The sequence below is a fragment of the Bacillus sp. SLBN-46 genome (genome assembly GCF_031453555.1).
Taxonomy (GTDB): domain Bacteria; phylum Bacillota; class Bacilli; order Bacillales; family Cytobacillaceae; genus Neobacillus.
This window is the reverse complement of the sequence record NZ_JAVIZM010000001.1, coordinates 4,286,293-4,305,609: the sequence shown is the minus strand read 5'-3', so window position 1 is coordinate 4,305,609 and position 19,317 is coordinate 4,286,293. Positions and strand designations below refer to the sequence as shown.

The following is a 19,317-nucleotide window of genomic DNA, read 5'->3' as shown; positions in this document are numbered from 1 at the left end:
ATTTATGAAAAAAAATTTCATCAAACCAATTGCGGAAAGAAATTTTTTTGACTATAGTAGTAGAAGATGAAAAAATATTTCATGAAGGGAACATACAAATGAAAATTGGATTAATTGGCTTAGGAAAAATGGGATATAGTTTAGCTTTAAATTTATTAGATCATAAACACGAGGTTGCAGCATTTGATGTAAATGAAAAGGCTGTTGCAGAAATCTCCGAAAAAGGTGGACAAGGTGTTAGCTCGTTAGCAGAATTAGTTTCATCTCTTCCATCTCCAAAAGTAGTTTGGGTAATGGTACCAGCGGGCCCAATTACAAATAACGTACTACAAGAGCTTAAAGAATTACTTGCCGATGGAGATATTGTTATCGAAGGTGGAAATTCTCACTATAAAGAATCAATCGCTCGTGGAAAAGAATTTGCTGAAAAGGGCATCCATTTCCTTGATGTTGGTACGAGTGGAGGAGTGGAAGGAGCAAGAAATGGTGCTTGTACTATGATAGGTGGAAACAAAGAAGCATTCCAGCATGTGGAACAAATTTTTGAACATATTTGCGTAGAAAACGGCTACCTTTATGCAGGAGAAAGTGGAAGCGGCCATTATTTAAAAATGATACATAATGGAATTGAGTATGGAATGATGCAGTCGATTGCTGAAGGTTTTGAACTGCTTGATAAAAGTCCATATGATTATGATTTTGAGCAGGTTGCAAGGGTATGGAGTAACGGGTCTGTGATCCGTTCTTGGTTAATGGAATTGACACAAAATGCTTTTTCAAAGGATGCCAAGCTTGAAGGAATTAAAGGAATTATGCATTCTTCAGGGGAAGGAAAATGGACTGTAGAAACAGCCTTAGACCTTCAAACGGCTTCCCCAGTAATTGCTCTATCTCTTATGATGAGATATCGCTCGTTGGAAGAAGACACTTTCTCAGGAAAAGTGGTTTCTGCTTTAAGAAATGAATTTGGCGGACACGGAGTTGTCAGTAAATAATTGAACTGGTAGAACAACAGATGGAATTTTCATCTGTTGTTTTTTTTTACCCTAAAATCCTTTTTCTTTTCATTCAGACGATTATTACCATTCATAGTTCTTTACAAAAAATAAAGAATAAGAAGGCAAGAAAACTTTGAAAAAAAGGGGGTTTTTCGATTGATAAAAAAACCAGCAGGGATCCTTCTAACAGCGGTCCTCACAATGGGGTTAGCAGCTTGTAATAACAATGCTCGTAATGATATCAACGATCGTGACCGAGTGGGAATGAACACAAACCGAAATGACCACATTCTTGATGTTCGGAATGGACGGGATGATGGGATTGACCATAATGGTCCGCTAACAGAGGATTATACAAATACTAACAATAACCAAAGTGATACCGACCGTAATTGGTTTAATAATAAACGGAAAATAAATAGAAATAATGATGATATGATTTCTGCTTACCAAACCAATTTGGACAGTAATCAATATCCTCATACTAGGGCAGTACTGATTCGCGACGCCAAGTATCAATTTGTTCAAATGGACCCAAAACAGGGTTGGGCAGGGATTATGAATCAAATCCAGCCGTATATCAATCAGCAGCTGCCAACTGGTCAAGCACCTACGGGGCAGCAAGCACCACAGCAAACTCAACCTGCTCCTAAGCAGACAACACCGATGGCACCGAAGCAGGCACAGCCGGCACCAACAGCTCCTGCTCCAACACCAGCACCAGCACCAAAACAGGGCCAGCCGGCACAACCAGCACCAAAACAGCCAGCAACCAATGCGCCTACTAGTGGAGCGGTTAGCCAATATGTACAACAAGTCATTAACTTAACAAACGCTCAAAGAAGCAAAAACGGACTTCCGGCATTGAAAGCTGATACCCAATTAAGTGGGGTAGCTCAGAAAAAATCACAAGATATGCAGCAAAATCATTATTTTTCACATACCAGTCCAACGTATGGATCTCCCTTCGACATGATGAGGGATTTTGGCGTGACATATAAGTCTGCTGGTGAAAATATTGCGCAAGGACAACAAACACCACAAGAAGTAGTAACTGCTTGGATGAACAGTGAAGGACATCGTAAAAACATCCTCAGTCCAAATTTCACTCACATTGGAGTTGGATTTGAACAGACTGGGAAGCATTGGACACAAATGTTTATCGGCAAATAATCCAATAAAAAAACAAGGCTGACTCACTGAGTCAGCCTTCATTCGCTTTAGAATCATTCACATTCAAGAAATTCGTTAGAGCAGGGAATTCGAATTGAAAGATTGTTCCTTTCTCTACTTCACTATCAACCCAAATATCACCATCCATGGCACGAACAATACTATACACCACCATCATGCCTAATCCGGTACCATTCTTCCCCTTTGTGGAGTAAAAAGGTTCTCCTAATCGATCAAGCTGCTCCTTTGTCATGCCAACTCCCGTGTCTGTCACTCTAATGGTGATACAGTTTTGGCTATATTCAGTTGATAAAGTTAGATGGCCTCCATGAGGCATTGATTCAATCGCATTTTTTAGGACATTAATAAAGCATTGTCGAAATTTTTGTCTGTCCCCTTTAATGAATCCGATTACTGAGAAATCGGTAATAATCTCAACCGAATTTTGATTGGCCAAAGGCTGAAGAATATTTATAATTTGTCGGAGTTCACTTTTTACATTCAATTCTTCAAAGGATTCTAAGTCTGGTTTAGCAAAGGTTAAATAATCTTGGATGACCCTTTCGGCAGAATGTAACTCTTCCTTTACGATGGATAAATACTCTTTCCTTTTTTGTCTAGGTAGATAATCATCCTGTAGAAGTTGAACAAAACCGCTGGCTGCAGTTAGAGGATTGCGGATCTCATGGGAAATTGCAGCCCCCATTTGTTCAACGGCTTTTAATTTTTCTGCCTTTATCAGCTGTTGGCGCATCTCTGTATTTTTTAAAACAAATTCTATCGAGTAAGAAAGAATGCCGATTCCGAGGGAAGGTATGACCAAATAGGCAAACCAAGCATCGAACCAGTTTGTTTGTGTATTGCTGAAGCTCATGCCCAGAACTGTAATGATGGAAAGGATCATACCCATACAAACTGTGGTAAATATTCGTCGAACGGGAACCTGCTTCCAAAACCATGGATACATACGCCAAAAAATAATAATAAGTGGTGCATAAAGAACGGATGTTTGAAGAAAACCTAAATTTAATCCGTAGAAACTTCTTAGGATGATTAGTGATAATACAAGGATGGGTCCAATTCCTACATAAAGGCCGCCAAGTACTAATGGAATAATTCTTAAATCGTACCTAGCAAAGGGAACTGGATTATAGGAGATTTGAATACATAACAATATCAAGAAACTAAATATTAAGACTAAAGAGGGTTTAGAAAAGGTGAATTTTTTACTTTTTTCAAGAATTAGCAAACCAAAGAAAAGCAATATAATTAAAAGGGAGAGATTTAAGAAAAGGTGTTTCGTAATTTCCATAAACATCACCGTCCATTAGGGCTCATAGGAAAATTTTACAGGTATTTCCCTTATTATACAACAATATTCGCGAAATTTTTAGAAAGTTATACAAAAAAGGCCTCTTAAGGAGGCCTTTAGTTTTGTGCAGTGACTGGTTCACGGCTAAATTCTATGGCAGCCAGTTTTGCACTTTCCTTTGCTTTTGCTAAGATTTCAGGTACCCTTTGGGGATAAAGATCAAAACCTTCAGCAACGACAGTATCCATGACGTTTATGCCAAGGAAGGTAAGGGCAATTCTTAAATAACGGTCACCAGATTCCATATCTTGAAGTGGGGTTCCTGTATATTGTCCACCCCTTGTCTGGATATGAATGGCTTTTTTATCTGTTAAAAGTCCTTTTGGTCCGTTTGCTGTATGGGCAAAGGTTTTGCCTGCAATAAATAGGTTATCTAAAAAGGCTTTTACTACCGCGGGGGAATTTAAATTCCACATGGGTGACACAAAAACGTAATAGTCATAAGAGATAAATTCATCCGCAAGGGCGTGCATTTTTAAGATTTTCTCTCTCTCCACTTCGGACAATTGGTCTAATGTATATCCATACCCAGCTAATTTCCCTCTGGCAAACACCAAGTCAGCATCCATTTGAGCAAAATCTAATGAAAATAAATCCATTCTTTTAATTTCAACGTCGGGACGCTGTTGTTGATAGACCTCTAGGAAGGCTTCACCGATTTGCAATCCCTTTGATTTTTCAAGTCCTTTGGGGTTTGCTGTTACATAAAGTAATTTTTTCACTAAAACACGACCTATCTGAAAGTATTTAATTTCTTACTCTCATTATAGAAAAAATATCTTTGCTCAATATTGAACAAACAGTGACGTTCATGAACATTAAGTGTCAACTATAGGAAATAGAAGCTTAATGAGGCTGTTTCTTTTATATAAAAATTTAATAAGTGTTATACTTTTTAAAGAAAGCCAAACTATAGAGGGTAGCTTAATTCTAAAAATAGAACGAATAGAAAGAGGGTGTTAGAATGACAAAACAACAAATTGGAGTAATTGGTTTAGCAGTTATGGGGAAAAACCTTGCGTTAAACATTGAAAGTCGAGGATATTCAGTGGCTGTTTTTAATCGTTCTTATGATAAAACAGAAGCATTTTTAAAGAATGAAGCTGAAGGGAAAAATTTTGCAGGTGCTCAATCAGTTGAGGAATTTGTAAATTTGTTAGAGAAACCAAGAAAAATTTTATTAATGGTGAAAGCAGGAACCGCTACAGATGCAACAATTGATTCCTTAAAACCCTATTTAGAAGAAGGCGACATTCTTATTGATGGCGGTAATACATTCTTTCAAGATACAATCAGACGAAACAATGAACTCGAGTCTGCTGGTTTCCATTTTATTGGAACAGGCGTTTCTGGTGGTGAAGAAGGCGCATTAAAAGGTCCGGCAATCATGCCAGGTGGGAAAAAAGAGGCATACGAACTGGTGCAGCCAATCTTCGAAGCGATTTCAGCTAAAGTGGAAGGTGACCCATGCTGTACATATATTGGTCCAAATGGAGCGGGGCATTATGTGAAAATGGTACATAATGGGATCGAATATGGAGATATGCAATTAATTTCCGAGGCCTATTTTATTCTGAAGAATGTCCTTGGTTTAAGTGCGGAAGAACTTCATAAGGTATTTGCTGATTGGAATAAGGGAGAATTAGACAGCTATTTAATAGAAATTACAGCAGATATTTTTACAAAGGTTGATGATGAAACGGGTAAACCACTGGTTGATATGATTCTTGATACAGCGGGTCAAAAAGGTACCGGCAAATGGACTAGTCAAAATGCCTTAGATTTAGGGGTACCACTACCAATTATTACAGAATCCGTATTTGCCCGTTTTATTTCGGCAATGAAGGATGAGCGTGTGAAAGCAAGTAAAATTCTTAATGGACCTGGCGTTCGTCCATTTGAGGGTGACAAAGAGGAATTAATTGAAGCAATCCGTAAAGCTTTGTATATGAGCAAAATTTGCTCCTATGCACAAGGATTTGCACAAATGCGTGTAGCATCAGAAGAATATGATTGGAATCTTCGCTATGGTGACATTGCCATGATTTTCAGAGGAGGCTGTATCATTCGAGCGCAGTTCCTCCAAAAGATTAAAGATGCCTATGACCAAAATCCTGAACTAGCAAATCTTTTATTAGATCCTTACTTTAAAGAAATTGTTGAAAACTATCAGGGATCGTTACGACAAGTGGTTGCTCTAGCGATTGAACGAGGAATTCCTGTTCCGTCCTTTGCCAGTGCAATCGCCTACTACGATAGTTATCGTACAGAAACCCTTCCAGCTAACCTATTACAGGCTCAGCGTGATTACTTTGGTGCACACACCTATCAACGTGTGGATAAAGAGGGAGTGTTTCATACGAACTGGATGGAGTAAATAGGGATACCGAAAAAAAGGAAAGTAAAAAATGGCTGCCAGTTAAATGGCAGCCATTTTTTTATACCCATTTTATCTCTTGCAATAAGTGTTGTCTAAACAATTGAATTAAAAATTCATTATAGAAATCTTTTCTTACGATGATTTGATATCTGTTATTCGGATGAATGTAATAATGAATATCTGTTAAAATCTTATTTTCCTCAAAGTATTCTCGAACAAGTTTAAGGCCATTTTTTAACTGGCTATCCAATAAGGTGATCGTGAATTCAAGATCGTCCCCGTTAGTAGTTTCTTTTATATCGAGAAGCTGTGCATCATACTTATACTCTACTTTCATCATACTCCTCCTAAATTAGATATCGTAAATAAACGTAAACAGTAGCAATAATGATTGATAGAATCATAAGCGGAAAGGCAATTAAAAGGAATTTACCAAATGTAATGTGATGTCCTTCTTTTGCCGCAAGTCCGGCTACAATAACATTGGCACTTGCTCCGATTAATGTTCCATTACCCCCTAGACAAGCTCCTAGTGATAAGCTCCACCAAAGGGGTTCCAAATTATTAATTCCTAGTTCGCCCATATCTTTAATCATCGGAATCATTGTTGCGACAAACGGAATATTATCGATAAACGCTGACGCAATTGCACTAACCCATAAAATTAAAATCGACGTAGAGGTGACATCTCCCCCGGTTAAATTAACGGAGTAATCTGCTAGTAATGAAATAACTCCTGTTTCAATTAACCCTGAAACGAGTACAAATAGCCCGATAAAGAAGAAAATGGTTGTCCATTCAACTTTTCCAAAAGACTTGTCTAAATATTTTTCTCCTGTTAAGAGAAGTAATAGAAAAGCTCCTGCTAAGGCAACTGTGGCTGATTCAATATGAAGTAGCTGATGCAGGAAAAATCCTAAAATGGTTAAAGAAAGGGCAAGTAGCGACTTGATTAAAAGCGATTTGTCTGTGATTTCTTCCTTTTCATCTAAGTCCATTAAGCTTGCTTTCAATTCGGCAGATGTCCGAAGCTGTTTCCGATAGATAAGCGCTAAAATAGCAATGTTTACAAATAAGATAAAAAATGAAATCGCTGTAAGATTATCGATAAAGGCCATAAACGTTAATTCTTTAACTGCACTTCCTAGCATGATATTCGGGGGATCCCCAATAAGAGTCGACGTTCCTCCAATATTGGACGCAATAATCTCAGTGATTAAAAAAGGGATCGGGTTAACCCGTAATTGTCTAGTAATACTAAAAGTCACTGGCACCATTAGAAGGACGGTAGTTACATTATCTAGAAAGGCGGATCCTAAGGCAGTTATGAGACCAAGTGCAAGAAGGATTTTTAATGGGTCCCCTTTCACTTTTTTTGCTGCCCAAATGGCTATGTATTTAAAAAGACCTGTCTCGGAGGTGATAGCAACAATAATCATCATTCCTGTCAGTAATCCGAGAGTATTAAAATCAATATGGTGTAGGGCCTTTTCTTGACCGACAATTCCCAGTAAAACCATCATGATACCGCCGGCCATGGCAATGATTGTTCGATGGATCTTTTCTGTGACTATGAAGGCGTAGGTGATGAGAAATACGCCAATTGCGATAATTGCTTGTGTTGACATGATCGACCTCTTCTCCCAAATTTTTTATCAATTGGTGAAAAAAATATAAAAGGAGCCCGTATTTGACAGACTCCACCTAAAATTCACCATTATATTATTACCTTTATTTTATAAAAGTATACTATGAAAGTAAAGGGGAAATTTGTCTAAAAATTGCGTAAAAGGCATTCTATAGCCCTAACTTTTTAATAAAATCTACTGTTTCTTGATGTTCTGGTTTCATCAAATGATATAAGCCTTTATCAGTAGGGACTAGCGATTTCCCCGTTTCATCAGCAATAGGGACAGTTTTGGACTCTCCCTCAATCACTCTCCATTTGCCTGCAGCTTTCTTTAATTTTAGGTCAATAATCCCAAGTCGGTTACCGAAAGCGCCTGCCATGACAACGGGCTTTCCATTAATTGTTCCTGTTTCCATGTTCGTGTTGCGAAGGTGCTTATAAACTGGTCCAGGGAACACACTATGGGAATGTCCAGCCAAAACCGCATCAATACCCGATATTTTGGTTAAGTAGTAGACTGCATCTTCAGATTCGGGATTATAAGGTTCATTACTTATACCGGTGTGAGCCAAGGCAATGATGATATCAGCACCCTCAGCTTTCATAATCGGAATAAATTCCTTAGCAGAATCAACAATAGGTTTTGCGAATACTTTTCCCTCAAGGTTTGTTTTATCCCACTTCATTATTTGTGTAGGCATGAACGAAATAACACCAATCTTCAGTTCATGCTGTACTCCATTTTGATCGACTACATTTCTTTTTAATATTACATATGGAGTAAAGTAAGGTGTATTTTTTTTAACCGAATAAACATTGGCATTTAAGACAGGCATCTTTGTCCCTTTTAAGGCGGCGTTTAAAAATTTTAGTCCATAATTAAATTCATGGTTTCCGATAGCTATAGCATCATATTTAAGATAATTAAAGGCACGGTAAACCGGGTGTGTCTTTCCTCTGTTAATTCCTCTAATTCTTGCAAGGTACTCGCCGAGGGGATTTCCTTTTAAATGATCACCGTTATCAAATAATAAGGCATTATCAGCTTCTTTCCTTGCTTTACGGATGAGAGTGGCAGTTTTAACAAGTCCAATCCGATTGTCCACTTTTGTTTGGTAATAGTCATAATTGAGAAGTGAAGCATGCAGGTCAGTGGTTTCGAGGATTCTCAACCGGACAATATCGTGATTGGTTGGAATGACTTCAGCTGCGTGAGTAAGTGAGGAACTAATAAGCATAACTAGTGAAAATAGAAGCATAGTAGTGAATCTTTTCATTTGTACCAATACTACCTCCTTCAAAAGTCTGTATTTTATTAAACATAGTATTTGTCTTCTTTTAAGAAATATGAGATTTATTATTGCTGTGCCTCTTTTGGCTTTTATGACAATAATGTGAAGTGTGACATTGGTCAAAGCGATGTAGAAAAAAAGTAGCTTATAATGAGAAGTGAAGTAGTTGAAAAATTTTCCAAGATCGAACCTTTTGGAAACGTTTACAAAGTATAGATGGGTGGGACTCTTTAAATGAATCCTAGCACAAGAATAACCATTGTATCTGGCCATTTTGGCAGCGGGAAAACCGAGATTGCTATCAATTTAGCCTTAACCGAGAGGCGGAGCCATGGAAGGGTGGCCATTAATGATTTAGATATCATTAATCCATATTATCGCTCCCGGGATCTTGCACCTATTTTTCAGGCGCACGACATTGAATTGATTTCTCCCAAGAGTCACTTGGCCACATCCGACCTACCAATCGTTTCAGGAGAAATGTATCGTGTATTGCATGACTATAGATATAGGCTAATCGTAGATGCAGGTGGTGATAAGGACGGTGCTACAGCATTGGGGCAATATTATCACGAATGGAAGGACTTAAACCCGGAACTTCTCTTTGTTCTAAATGCGAATCGCCCATATGTCAGCACTTTAGAAGGAGCATTGTATACGGTTGAACAGATAGAAAAGGTCTCACGGTTAAAAGTGACAGGGATTATTAACAATTCAAATATATCTATGGAAACTACGATGAATGACATAGCCAAAGGATATGAGCTTAGTAAAAACGTAGCAGAGAAACTCGAAATTCCGTTACTCTATTCAACCATATCTTCTCATTTGAAAAAAGAAGCTGAAGAGTTCGCCAAAACCCACGATGTTGTTTTTATTAATCGATTTTTGAAATTACCATGGGAATGTTAAAGGAGTGAATGACTTTGGAGAAAAGGGTAGTTTTTAATGAAGAAATGTGTAAGTCCTGTAGTTTATGTGTGCAGGTTTGTCCCACTAACGTTATTTTTCTTTCAGACTATTTAAATGGAAAAGGATATCGGCCAGCAGCAGTTGTTGACCAGGAGCATTGTATTAGCTGTGCGAAGTGTGCACAAATCTGTCCTGATTCTGTCATAGCCGTGTATAGACCAGTAAAAATCTTGCAAACAGTGTGATTCGAAAGGAGTTTTTTTCATGGGGAAAGTGTTAATGAAGGGGAATGAAGTCATAGCGGAAGCAGCCGTCCATGCTGGTTGTAAATACTTTTTTGGCTATCCCATTACACCACAAAGTGAACTTGTTGCCTATATGGCAAGAAGACTACCCGAGGTAGGCGGAGTGTTTCTTCAAGCAGAGAGTGAAATCGCGGCCATCAATATGGTGTATGGGGCAGCAGGGACCGGTGTAAGGGTGATGACTTCCTCTTCCAGCCCAGGCTTCAGTTTAAAACAAGAAGGAATATCCTATTTAGTCGGTTCTGAGCTTCCTGCGGTGATTTGTAATATCGTTCGCGGGGGTCCTGGTTTAGGGAATATCCAGCCTGCCCAATCAGATTATTTTCAAGTGACCAAAGGTGGGGGACATGGCGATTATAATATCCCTGTATTGGCACCAGCAAGCCTGCAGGAAATTGTTGAACTAACTCAGGATGCCTTTGATATTGCTGACCGTTACCGAACCCCGGTTATTTTAATGGGTGATGGCATGCTGGGGCAAATGATGGAGCCAGTGGAATTTAGAGAACGTGAAAAAGCGCTTATAGACGAAAAAGAGTGGGCTACCACCGGTACACGTGGAGACGGAGGGCCAAAGATTATCACTTCTCTTGAACTAGATGCAGAAAGTCTTGAACAACGTAATTGGAAGCTTCAGAAGAAGTTTGCCACAATCAAAGAAAATGAAGTCAGATTTGAAACTTATCAAGTTGACGATGCTGACTATATCATGGTTGCCTATGGAACTGTTGCGAGGATTGCGATGAATAGCATTAATCAAGCAAGACAAAAAGGAGTTAAAGTTGGCTTAATTAGACCCATTTCCCTTTGGCCATTCCCAGAAAAGCCATTTATCGAAACAAGAGACCAGGTGAAAGCTTTTATTTCAGTAGAAATGAGCGCAGGTCAAATGATTGAGGATGTTCGTCTAGCAGTAAATGGTCATGCACCTGTTGACTTCTTTGGCAGGACCGGAGGGGTAGTACCGACACAAGAAGAAATTTACGAAAAGATTATGACGGTTGCCGGGGGTGTGAACGTATGACAATGAAAACGGTTTTTAGGAAAACGAACGGGCTGACTGATAAACCTACTCATTATTGCCCTGGATGTACACATGGTGTTATTCATCGCCTTGTGGGTGAGGTACTAGAAGAAATGGATATTCTTGAAGATACGATTGGTGTCGCATCTGTGGGTTGTTCAGTGTTATCGTATGAATATTTTAATTGTGATATGACACAGTCTGCACATGGCCGTGCACCTGCGGTAGCAACGGGAATAAAGCGTGTACTCTCTGATCGATTTGTGTTTACCTATCAGGGCGACGGAGATCTGGCCTCCATTGGTATAAGTGAAGTCATTCATGCTGCAGCAAGGGGTGAGAAAATAACTGTCATTTTTGTCAATAATGCAATTTACGGTATGACTGGTGGGCAAATGGCCCCAACAACCTTAATTGGACAAAAAACAGCGACCACACCGTATGGAAGAACAGAAAGTGTGCAGGGTTTGCCCATTCGAGTATCAGAAATGATTGCAACTCTTGATGGAGCTGCTTATATTGAGCGAGTTTCTTCACATGACGTTCCACATATATTGAAAGCTAAAAAGGCGATTCGAAAGGCATTTGAAACACAAAAGAAAGGGTTAGGCTTTTCAATGATTGAAGTGTTATCAACATGCCCAACTAACTGGGGACTTGCCCCTCATGAATCTCTTGATTGGGTAAAAGACAATATGATTCCTGCTTATCCTCTCGGAGTATTTAAAAATAAAGAGGGAGGGAATTAAGTGATGTTAGAAGAAATTATTATTGCTGGCTTTGGTGGTCAGGGTGTCATGTCAATGGGGCAGCTCATTGCTTACGCTGGAATGCTTGAAGGGAAAGGTGTTTCATGGCTTCCCTCCTATGGACCTGAGCAAAGGGGTGGGACAGCGAATTGTGCGGTCGTTGTCAGTGATGAACCAGTAGGATCCCCACTTGTTACTAAACCAACTACAGCGATCGTTTTGAATAATCCTTCCTTCGATAAGTTTGAGCCGCGAGTTCGTTCGGGAGGGCTTTTAATTCTAAATTCTTCATTGGTAGTCAGGACTTCGGAGCGTAAGGAGATTCAAACGATTGAAATCAATGCAACAGACCTCGCTAATGATTTAGGAAATTCTCGGGTGGCTAATATGATTTTGTTAGGAGCTTTTCTAGAGCGGACCAAAATTGTTTCGGAGGAAGCAATTATTGAATCTTTAAAGAAAGTCCTATCAACAGAAAAACATCATCTAATAGAAATTAATGAGCAGGCATTGAAAAAGGGCGCATCCCTTGTGGAGGTCAAAATTTCTTAAAATGAAAATCAGTCGTTCCAAACGGCTGATTTTTTGTTATAAAAATAAAGTTTTTGTGTTATACAAGATTATGTGATGTGGCTCACTTAATTGAAAATGATTTTCAATTAAAATAAGTGTAGAAAGATGCTAAGGAGGAATTATTGATGGAAAAGAATTCAGTTAAGTCATATATGGAATATAGTGAAGAGCGATTTACCAAAAGAGTTATGTATAAAAAAGGTGAAACCACAGCTTTCGTTCTAAACTTCCTGCCAGGTCAACAGCTCCCTATTCATAAGCATCCAGGTACCGAAGTATACATCTTTGTCGTAACAGGAACGGGGACGATTGTCATTGATGGGGAAGAAACTGAAGTGTCCGAAGCAGACTTAATCCATGTAAATAGTGATGAAGAAATGTCTTTTAAAAATAACGGCAATGAGCCAGTAAGCTTGTATGTGGTATTAAGCAAATATCCTAACGAAAATTACGCTAAAAATATATAAAAATGGCCAGCCTACATCACTAGGCTGGCTTTTTCCTTTGCTTCAACTGTTTATTCTTATTTAACCCAAAAAACCACCAATTCCAATCCCCTAATAACTTCATTAAGGCAGGAACTAACACCATCCTTACAATCGTAGCATCAATAAAAATGGCGATAGCAATTCCTACTCCCAATTGCTTCACAGGCATAACTCCAGTAAAGGCAAACGCTCCAGTTACAACAATCATGATGGCTGCTGCAGAAGTAATAATCTTACTTGTGTAAGTCAACCCTAAAATGGTTGCCTCATTATTGTCACCTGTCTTTAAATAAAACTCCTGAATCCTTGAGATTAAAAAAACTTCATAATCCATGGAAAGACCGAAAACAAGAGTGAAAACAAATACCGGTAAAATTAAGGCAATTTCCACGGGTTCTACTCCCAAATGCCCTTGCTGGAAAATCCACACAAGAATCCCAAACGTACAACCAAGACTTAAAATATTCATTAGTATTGCTTTGATTGGGATAAGGAGCGAACGGAACGCGGCCATTAGAATAAAGAAAGTTGATACGACAATTAATAGTAATCCATAGGGAGCTTTTTGAAAGATTTCAGAGAATATTTCCTCCTCGAATTTAATCGGACCACCAAATGAGGCCTGCATTCCTAAATCCTTGTTTGACCATTTACGTACCCATTGCCGAGCTTTTGATGAATGCTCACCTGTTTTTAAGTACACTTCTAACAGCATTTTATTATCTCTTATAAAATAGTCTAAGATTGGGGCTACTTTCCTTTCATCCCCATGGGCAAGAAACTGCTGAAGTTGAACATTATCCGAAACACCAGTGACTGAAAAAGGTGAATCTACTGTATTGACAAGAGGATCCTTTTCAAATTTTTGTATCACTTGGCTCACCTTTTCTAAATTGTGAGTTTCAAGAATGTTTCCTTTAGATTCAAGCACTAGCGTCACTTTTTTCTCATCCCGCTTTTCTTCTGCAATGAATTGGTCTTTAAAGGTTTCTAAAGCTACCCTTGAAGGGTATTTTGGAGGAAGGGATTCTGTCCCAGGAATGGCCAATATCATTTGTTTCACTGGAATCAATCCAATTAAAAGAATAACAAGTGCTGAACCCGTCATAAGAAAAGGGCGTCTCATGACAAATTTTGCAAAGCTATGCCAAATACTTCTTTTGTGGTTAGATACCCGTAGCACGCTTAGTTTATTTATATTCTTTCCTATTAAGGCCAGTAGGGCAGGAAGGAACGTTAACGCGCAAAAAGCAGAAATAAATACAACCGTCATGCCGCCAAGGGCAACATTTTGAAAAATATCAATTTTTATAAACCAAAGGCCTGACAATCCAATGAACACACACAATCCCGAAAAGATAATCGACCGTCCAGCAGTAACAAATGTAATCTTAATAGCCTCTTGAACGGATTTAGTTTCTACTTCTTCCTTGTATCGGTTGATAAACAATAAAGCGAAATCGATACTCAAGGCAAGTCCAATCATGGGAACGATATTTAATATAAAAATGGATAAATCTGCATTGTAACTAAAGAAATAGACCGTTCCCATAGTGGTTAAGATGGAGACGATCCCGATGATAATCGGTAATGAAGCTGCAACGAGACCACCAAAAGCAAGTATTAGCACGATTAAGGCAATAGGAAGTCCAATCATTTCAGCTTTTGCCAAATCTTCTTGACTCGCCACATTCAGATCCTGAACAATAATGGGTTCACCGGTCATTGTGACCTTTAAGCCCTTTTTAGTGGGGAGGATACCTTTTAGTTGATGAATCTCATTTCCAAGACTTTCTGCTTTTTGGTTAAATGACAGAAGACCATAAGCTACATTTTCTTTTATCATCCCATCTCTTTCTAAGGGAGACGTCTTCTGCGTGGCAGCTTTAAAGTCATTTAAATTTTTATAAGTGTCTTGGATGAATTCTTGAAAGACTTCTTTACTGACAGTTGGATCCTTTTCAAAAACAAGGATGATAGAGGATTTAGCATGGCCGAAATCTCTTTCAAGCAGTTTTCTTGTTTGACTATATTCACCTTTATATTCAAATCCATTTCCGCTTAAAACAGAGGGCAATTTTGAGACGAAAATGCCAAAAAAGACAATGGCTATGATCCATCCTAATAGGACCGATTTTCTATAGGCATATAGAAGTCCTCCTAATTTTTCCATGGGATAACCTCCTTTTATCATACTATTTCCAACTTTAGTCGTTATCATTTTACGATATAATGTTCAAATGGAATTTTACAAATGTAAAGTAATGGTGAACTCACTCCTATTTTTTGATACAATAAAGAAAATATATAACTATTTAGGTGATGCAGGTGGATAAAGAAAAGATAAGTAAGGTCATTGAAGCAGCTAAATTATATTATTTATTGGATTATAATCAGAATGAAATTGCAAAAATGTTGGGCGTGTCCCGTCCAACTGTTTCTAGATTACTACAACAAGCGAAAAGTGATGGAATTGTTCAAATTAATATAATGGACCCTACTGAGGATGTTGAAAATTTAGGCAAGCAATTAGAAAAACGATTTAATTTAAAGAAAGCTGTGGTAGCTTCCATTCCTCAGTATGATGATCATATTATTAAAAATTATCTGGGCGAAAAAGCAGCGGCGTATCTTGATGTAATAGTCAAGGATGATGACATAATCGGGGTCACCTGGGGTACAACCATTTATCATGTTGCCACAGAATTGAAACAGAAGTTTGTAAAAAATGTAAAGGTCGTTCAATTAAAAGGTGGAGTAAGTTACGCTGAAACAAATACGTATGCTTCTGAAATCTTATATCTATTCGGGAAGGCCTATAATACAGCCCCCCACAATCTTCCATTACCAGCTATTGTAGACCATGTAGTTGTCAAACAAGCAATGGAAGCTGACCGCCATATTCGAAAGATTCTTGAATTAGGAAAGCAAGCGAATATTGCCTTATTTACATTGGGGCCCATAAAAACAGATTCATTACTATTCCAATTGGGCTATTTTACTGAGAGCGACTTGGAATCACTGTATGGGAAGGCGGTCGGAGATATTTGTTCTCGTTTCTTTGATAAGAATGGGGAAATCTGTAATGAAAGCTTAAATGAAAGAACGCTTGGAGTTAATCTTGATGAGCTACGGAAGAAGGAGTATTCCATTCTTGTTGCTGGGGGACCAAATAAAATAGATGGAATATACGGGGCATTAAAAGGAAAATATGCAAATGTTCTCATTACGGATCAATTTACAGCTAAATTCCTACTCGATAAGTAAACATAAAAAAACTGCCATTAAAGATAATTAGGCAGTTTTTTTTGTTGTCGGTCGAGAAATTGAACATTTCTTTACATTTGTTCATAAAAGTATTTACAAATGTTCACGCGCTTGTTATAGTTACATTGTGATAAAAAAACTATTAATCTTTTATATAAATTTCATTAAAAAAGACATGGGGGATTTTAAAATGACACAAAATGTCGTAAGAATGATTGATCATACATTATTAAAAGCTGAAGCAACAAAAGAAGAGATTGTTAAATTAGTAGAAGAAGCAAAAGAATATTTATTTGCATCCGTGTGTGTAAACCCTACTTGGGTTCGTACAGCAGCAGAAATGCTTGCAGGCACTCCAGAAGTAAAAGTATGTACTGTGATTGGTTTCCCACTGGGAGCATCTACTCCAGAAACAAAAGCATTTGAAACAAAGAATGCTATTGAAAATGGAGCAAATGAAATTGATATGGTCATCAACATTGCTGCGCTTAAAGATCAGCAAGATGAGTTGGTTGAGAGAGATATTCGTGCGGTTGTTGAAGCAGCAAAAGGGAAAGCTATCGTAAAGGTCATCATTGAAACCTGTTTGTTAACAAAAGAAGAAAAGGTACGAGCATGTGAGCTATCTGTTAAAGCAGGAGCAGATTTTGTGAAAACATCTACAGGGTTTTCAACAGGTGGAGCAACCGTGGAAGATATCCGTCTTATGAGAGAAACAGTAGGTCCAGAAATCGGTGTAAAGGCATCTGGTGGTGTCCGCAGTCGTGAAGATGCGTTAGCAATGGTGGAAGCAGGAGCTACTCGAATTGGAGCAAGTTCTGGTGTGTCAATTAGTAAAGGTGAGCTTTCTTATAGTAATTATTAATATATAATGTGAGGGTACCGAGATGAAAGATGTTATTATGGCATTAATTGCTGGTTTAATTGTTGGTATGCTATTTAAGTTTTTAAAATTACCTTTACCTGCACCTCCTGTGTTTTCAGCTGTAGTTGGGGTATTCGGTGTGTATTTTTGGTGGTATCGTTTTAGACTGGATTACAAAGTTAATTCAACATTAAAATTCCCTGGCGGAGAGTGAATAGGATGGTAAAGTTAGAACTTATTCAAGAAGCGAATAAAGCAAGAGAGTTTGCCTATGTGCCATATTCAAATTTCAAAGTGGGTGCAGCCTTATTAACAAAAGATGGTCAGGTTTTTCACGGTTGTAACATTGAGAATGCAGCTTACAGCATGACGAACTGTGCTGAACGAACAGCTTTGTTTAAAGCTTACTCAGAGGGTGTTACCCAATTTGATTCACTAGTAGTTGTAGCTGATACAGAGGGACCTGTTTCTCCTTGTGGGGCTTGCCGTCAGGTGATTTCTGAGTTATGTGACCCTGAAATGGAAGTTGTTCTTACAAATTTAAGAGGCGATGTCCAAAAAATTCAAGTAAGAGACCTACTTCCAGGGGCATTTTCTCCAAAAGATTTACAAAAGTAAAGAAATGTCAAAAGAGGAGTTAATCGATTGATTAGCTTCTCTTTTTTTTGTTTTTGTCGTCCGTCCTGCATTGAGAATGAAAATAATAAACATACTATTATGTAATATAAATTAAGGGATGATATGATGATTTATATTTATAATGATTATGGCGGGACACATACGACTTCATTGGCTACGGCCTATCACTTAAAGCAGTTACCTCAATCTGAACGGAAACTAACAACGGAAGAAATTTTAAATGTGAAATATTTCAACAAATTAACAAAGGAGGATTTTGGAAAGCTCATTTTCCACGGAATTGATGAGGAAGGCCACTCCGTTTATTCGATTGGACGGAAAAGAAATAAATATGTTGTTCCAGCAATGAAAGCTATGAGTTTATTATTACAAGAGAAATTTAAATTTGATGAAAAAATTGTATTTTCCAACACTTCACCAACCGTGCCCTTTGCTATGTCAATGGGAGGCTTTTTTTCTAGAGGTTTACATATTGATTTTATTGGCGTTCCATTATTAGTGATAGGTGCCAAACAGTGCTGCGATAATATTTATCGGTTAGTAGAAAATACAAAAGAAATTGGTAAGACCAATTTTTCTGAGAAAGTGATTATATTGGAAAATGAAATGTATAAGTAGAAGATAGGTGCTGAGAGAAATGAATAAAAACATAGGATTTATCGGAGCGGGGAAAATGGCTCAAGCAATGATGGAAGGGTTAGTTACTTCAAATGTAATTCCTAAACGAAACATAATGGCTAGTGCTGTGTCTGAAAATACCATTAAACAAGTGGAGAATAAATATGGAATCCTCACATCCCTAAATAATAAAGAGGTAGCAAGATTTTCAGATATACTGATCTTAGCAGTTAAACCTGACCTTCATGAATTGGTTATTTCTGAAATTAAAGATGAAATCCAAAAAGATGCTATTATTGTAACGATTGCAGCAGGCATTACACTTTTAGATATAAAACAATGGTTTGGTTATCGAGTAAAAGCCGTTCGGACAATGCCGAATACCCCATCCCTAGTGGGAGAAGGAATGAGTGCATTATGTCCAAATGATGTCCTTAGCGAGGAAGAAATTAGAGAAGTGGAGCAATTATTTCACTGTTTTGGTAAAAGTGAGCGCCTAGAGGAAAAACTAATGGATGCCATCCCTTCCATAAGTGGGTCATCGCCAGCGTATGTATATATGTTCATAGAAGCCTTGGCTGATGGAGGTGTTAGACAAGGAATTCCGAGAGATAAGGCTTACCGTCTCGCAGCTCAGGCCGTTCTCGGCGCAGCTAAAATGGTTCTTGATACGGGTAAGCATCCTGGAGAACTGAAAGATAATGTATGTACCCCAGGTGGTGCAACAATCGAAGCTGTTGCTGCTCTCGAAAAAGAACAATTTCGTGGAGCCATCCTTACTGCTATGGAGAGCTGTACAAATAAGATAAAAAATTTAAAGTGAGTAAACATCAAGAACCCATGTAAATGGGTCTTTTTTTATCTAAAAACGAGAAAATCGACAAAATTCTTCCTTATTTGTCATTTTTCCCGTTTTTTTGTAGGCAATTCGTTGTATCATTAATCAAATAATTATAAACTCAATATACACAAGGAACGAAGATATTGGGAATAATAGTTGAACACGAAATGAACTATTTTTGGATTTTTGCT

Annotated in this window: 21 protein-coding genes; 15 read left to right on the top strand and 6 right to left on the bottom strand. The window is 38.1% G+C overall.

Features of this window, described 5'->3' with window-relative positions:
- Nucleotides 1-98 precede the first annotated feature (98 nt).
- Nucleotides 99-995, top strand: coding sequence for a phosphogluconate dehydrogenase (NAD(+)-dependent, decarboxylating) (gene gnd, locus QFZ87_RS21930; RefSeq protein WP_309866242.1), 897 nt, complete (start codon nucleotides 99-101; stop codon nucleotides 993-995).
- Between the two features lie 438 nt (nucleotides 996-1,433).
- Nucleotides 1,434-2,171 carry a CAP domain-containing protein gene (locus QFZ87_RS21925; RefSeq protein WP_483862248.1) on the top strand — a complete coding sequence of 246 codons (738 nt, stop codon included), beginning with the start codon at nucleotides 1,434-1,436 and terminating at the stop codon, nucleotides 2,169-2,171.
- A 31-nt stretch (nucleotides 2,172-2,202) separates the two neighbouring features.
- Here the strand turns inward: QFZ87_RS21925 and QFZ87_RS21920 are convergent, their stop codons facing one another.
- Together QFZ87_RS21920 and QFZ87_RS21915 are read right to left on the bottom strand one after the other, a co-directional pair.
- Complete coding sequence (locus QFZ87_RS21920; RefSeq protein ID WP_309866238.1) at nucleotides 2,203-3,483, bottom strand: ATP-binding protein; 1,281 nt, start codon at nucleotides 3,481-3,483, stop codon at nucleotides 2,203-2,205.
- Nucleotides 3,484-3,599: 116 nt separating this feature from the next.
- A complete protein-coding gene (locus QFZ87_RS21915) occupies nucleotides 3,600-4,265 on the bottom strand; it encodes an FMN-dependent NADH-azoreductase (RefSeq protein ID WP_309866236.1) in 666 nt (221 codons plus the stop codon).
- A gap of 242 nt (nucleotides 4,266-4,507) precedes the next feature.
- Between QFZ87_RS21915 and gndA the strand changes: the two genes are divergently transcribed.
- Nucleotides 4,508-5,920, top strand: a complete 1,413-nt coding sequence (gene gndA / locus QFZ87_RS21910) for an NADP-dependent phosphogluconate dehydrogenase (RefSeq protein ID WP_309866234.1) — start codon at nucleotides 4,508-4,510, stop codon at nucleotides 5,918-5,920.
- 61 nt (nucleotides 5,921-5,981) lie between these two features.
- Here gndA and QFZ87_RS21905 read toward each other — a convergent pair whose 3' ends face one another.
- From QFZ87_RS21905 to QFZ87_RS21895, 3 genes are all read right to left on the bottom strand, one after another.
- Nucleotides 5,982-6,263: a hypothetical protein gene (locus tag QFZ87_RS21905; protein ID WP_309866232.1), complete on the bottom strand. Its 282-nt coding sequence runs from the start codon at nucleotides 6,261-6,263 to the stop codon at nucleotides 5,982-5,984.
- A 7-nt stretch (nucleotides 6,264-6,270) separates the two neighbouring features.
- Nucleotides 6,271-7,551, bottom strand: a complete 1,281-nt coding sequence (locus tag QFZ87_RS21900) for an ArsB/NhaD family transporter (RefSeq protein ID WP_309866230.1) — start codon at nucleotides 7,549-7,551, stop codon at nucleotides 6,271-6,273.
- 169 nt (nucleotides 7,552-7,720) lie between these two features.
- Entirely contained in the window at nucleotides 7,721-8,812 is a 1,092-nt protein-coding gene (locus QFZ87_RS21895) for a metallophosphoesterase (protein WP_309866228.1), read from the bottom strand.
- Nucleotides 8,813-9,079: 267 nt separating this feature from the next.
- Between QFZ87_RS21895 and QFZ87_RS21890 the strand changes: the two genes are divergently transcribed.
- The 6 genes from QFZ87_RS21890 (at nucleotide 9,080) to QFZ87_RS21865 (ending at nucleotide 12,875) form a co-directional block, all read left to right on the top strand.
- Nucleotides 9,080-9,757, top strand: coding sequence for a hypothetical protein (locus QFZ87_RS21890; protein WP_309866226.1), 678 nt, complete (start codon nucleotides 9,080-9,082; stop codon nucleotides 9,755-9,757).
- A gap of 14 nt (nucleotides 9,758-9,771) precedes the next feature.
- Nucleotides 9,772-10,002, top strand: coding sequence for a 4Fe-4S dicluster domain-containing protein (locus tag QFZ87_RS21885; protein WP_309866224.1), 231 nt, complete (start codon nucleotides 9,772-9,774; stop codon nucleotides 10,000-10,002).
- Between the two features lie 19 nt (nucleotides 10,003-10,021).
- Entirely contained in the window at nucleotides 10,022-11,086 is a 1,065-nt protein-coding gene (locus QFZ87_RS21880; RefSeq protein ID WP_309866222.1) for a 3-methyl-2-oxobutanoate dehydrogenase subunit VorB, read from the top strand.
- Nucleotides 11,083-11,835, top strand: a complete 753-nt coding sequence (locus QFZ87_RS21875) for a thiamine pyrophosphate-dependent enzyme (protein WP_309866219.1) — start codon at nucleotides 11,083-11,085, stop codon at nucleotides 11,833-11,835. Before QFZ87_RS21880 ends, QFZ87_RS21875 begins: the two co-directional genes overlap by 4 nt.
- Nucleotides 11,836-11,838: 3 nt before the next feature.
- Nucleotides 11,839-12,387, top strand: a complete 549-nt coding sequence (locus QFZ87_RS21870; protein WP_309868041.1) for a 2-oxoacid:ferredoxin oxidoreductase subunit gamma family protein — start codon at nucleotides 11,839-11,841, stop codon at nucleotides 12,385-12,387.
- A gap of 146 nt (nucleotides 12,388-12,533) precedes the next feature.
- Nucleotides 12,534-12,875, top strand: coding sequence for a cupin domain-containing protein (locus QFZ87_RS21865; RefSeq protein ID WP_309866217.1), 342 nt, complete (start codon nucleotides 12,534-12,536; stop codon nucleotides 12,873-12,875).
- Between the two features lie 19 nt (nucleotides 12,876-12,894).
- Here QFZ87_RS21865 and QFZ87_RS21860 read toward each other — a convergent pair whose 3' ends face one another.
- A complete protein-coding gene (locus QFZ87_RS21860; protein ID WP_309866215.1) occupies nucleotides 12,895-15,069 on the bottom strand; it encodes an MMPL family transporter in 2,175 nt (724 codons plus the stop codon).
- A gap of 149 nt (nucleotides 15,070-15,218) precedes the next feature.
- Between QFZ87_RS21860 and QFZ87_RS21855 the strand changes: the two genes are divergently transcribed.
- From QFZ87_RS21855 to proC, 6 genes are all read left to right on the top strand, one after another.
- Nucleotides 15,219-16,163: a DNA-binding transcriptional repressor DeoR gene (locus QFZ87_RS21855; RefSeq protein WP_396133943.1), complete on the top strand. Its 945-nt coding sequence runs from the start codon at nucleotides 15,219-15,221 to the stop codon at nucleotides 16,161-16,163.
- A gap of 190 nt (nucleotides 16,164-16,353) precedes the next feature.
- Nucleotides 16,354-17,028, top strand: a complete 675-nt coding sequence (deoC, locus tag QFZ87_RS21850) for a deoxyribose-phosphate aldolase (protein WP_309866212.1) — start codon at nucleotides 16,354-16,356, stop codon at nucleotides 17,026-17,028.
- A gap of 22 nt (nucleotides 17,029-17,050) precedes the next feature.
- Entirely contained in the window at nucleotides 17,051-17,242 is a 192-nt protein-coding gene (locus QFZ87_RS21845) for a DUF1427 family protein (RefSeq protein ID WP_396133942.1), read from the top strand.
- Nucleotides 17,243-17,247: 5 nt separating this feature from the next.
- Nucleotides 17,248-17,646, top strand: a complete 399-nt coding sequence (locus QFZ87_RS21840) for a cytidine deaminase (RefSeq protein WP_309866209.1) — start codon at nucleotides 17,248-17,250, stop codon at nucleotides 17,644-17,646.
- 126 nt (nucleotides 17,647-17,772) lie between these two features.
- Nucleotides 17,773-18,285, top strand: coding sequence for a DUF3189 family protein (locus tag QFZ87_RS21835; RefSeq protein ID WP_309868035.1), 513 nt, complete (start codon nucleotides 17,773-17,775; stop codon nucleotides 18,283-18,285).
- Between the two features lie 19 nt (nucleotides 18,286-18,304).
- Nucleotides 18,305-19,108 (top strand): pyrroline-5-carboxylate reductase, encoded by an 804-nt coding sequence (proC, locus tag QFZ87_RS21830; protein WP_309866206.1) that lies wholly within the window; start codon nucleotides 18,305-18,307, stop codon nucleotides 19,106-19,108.
- Nucleotides 19,109-19,317: the final 209 nt, after the last annotated feature.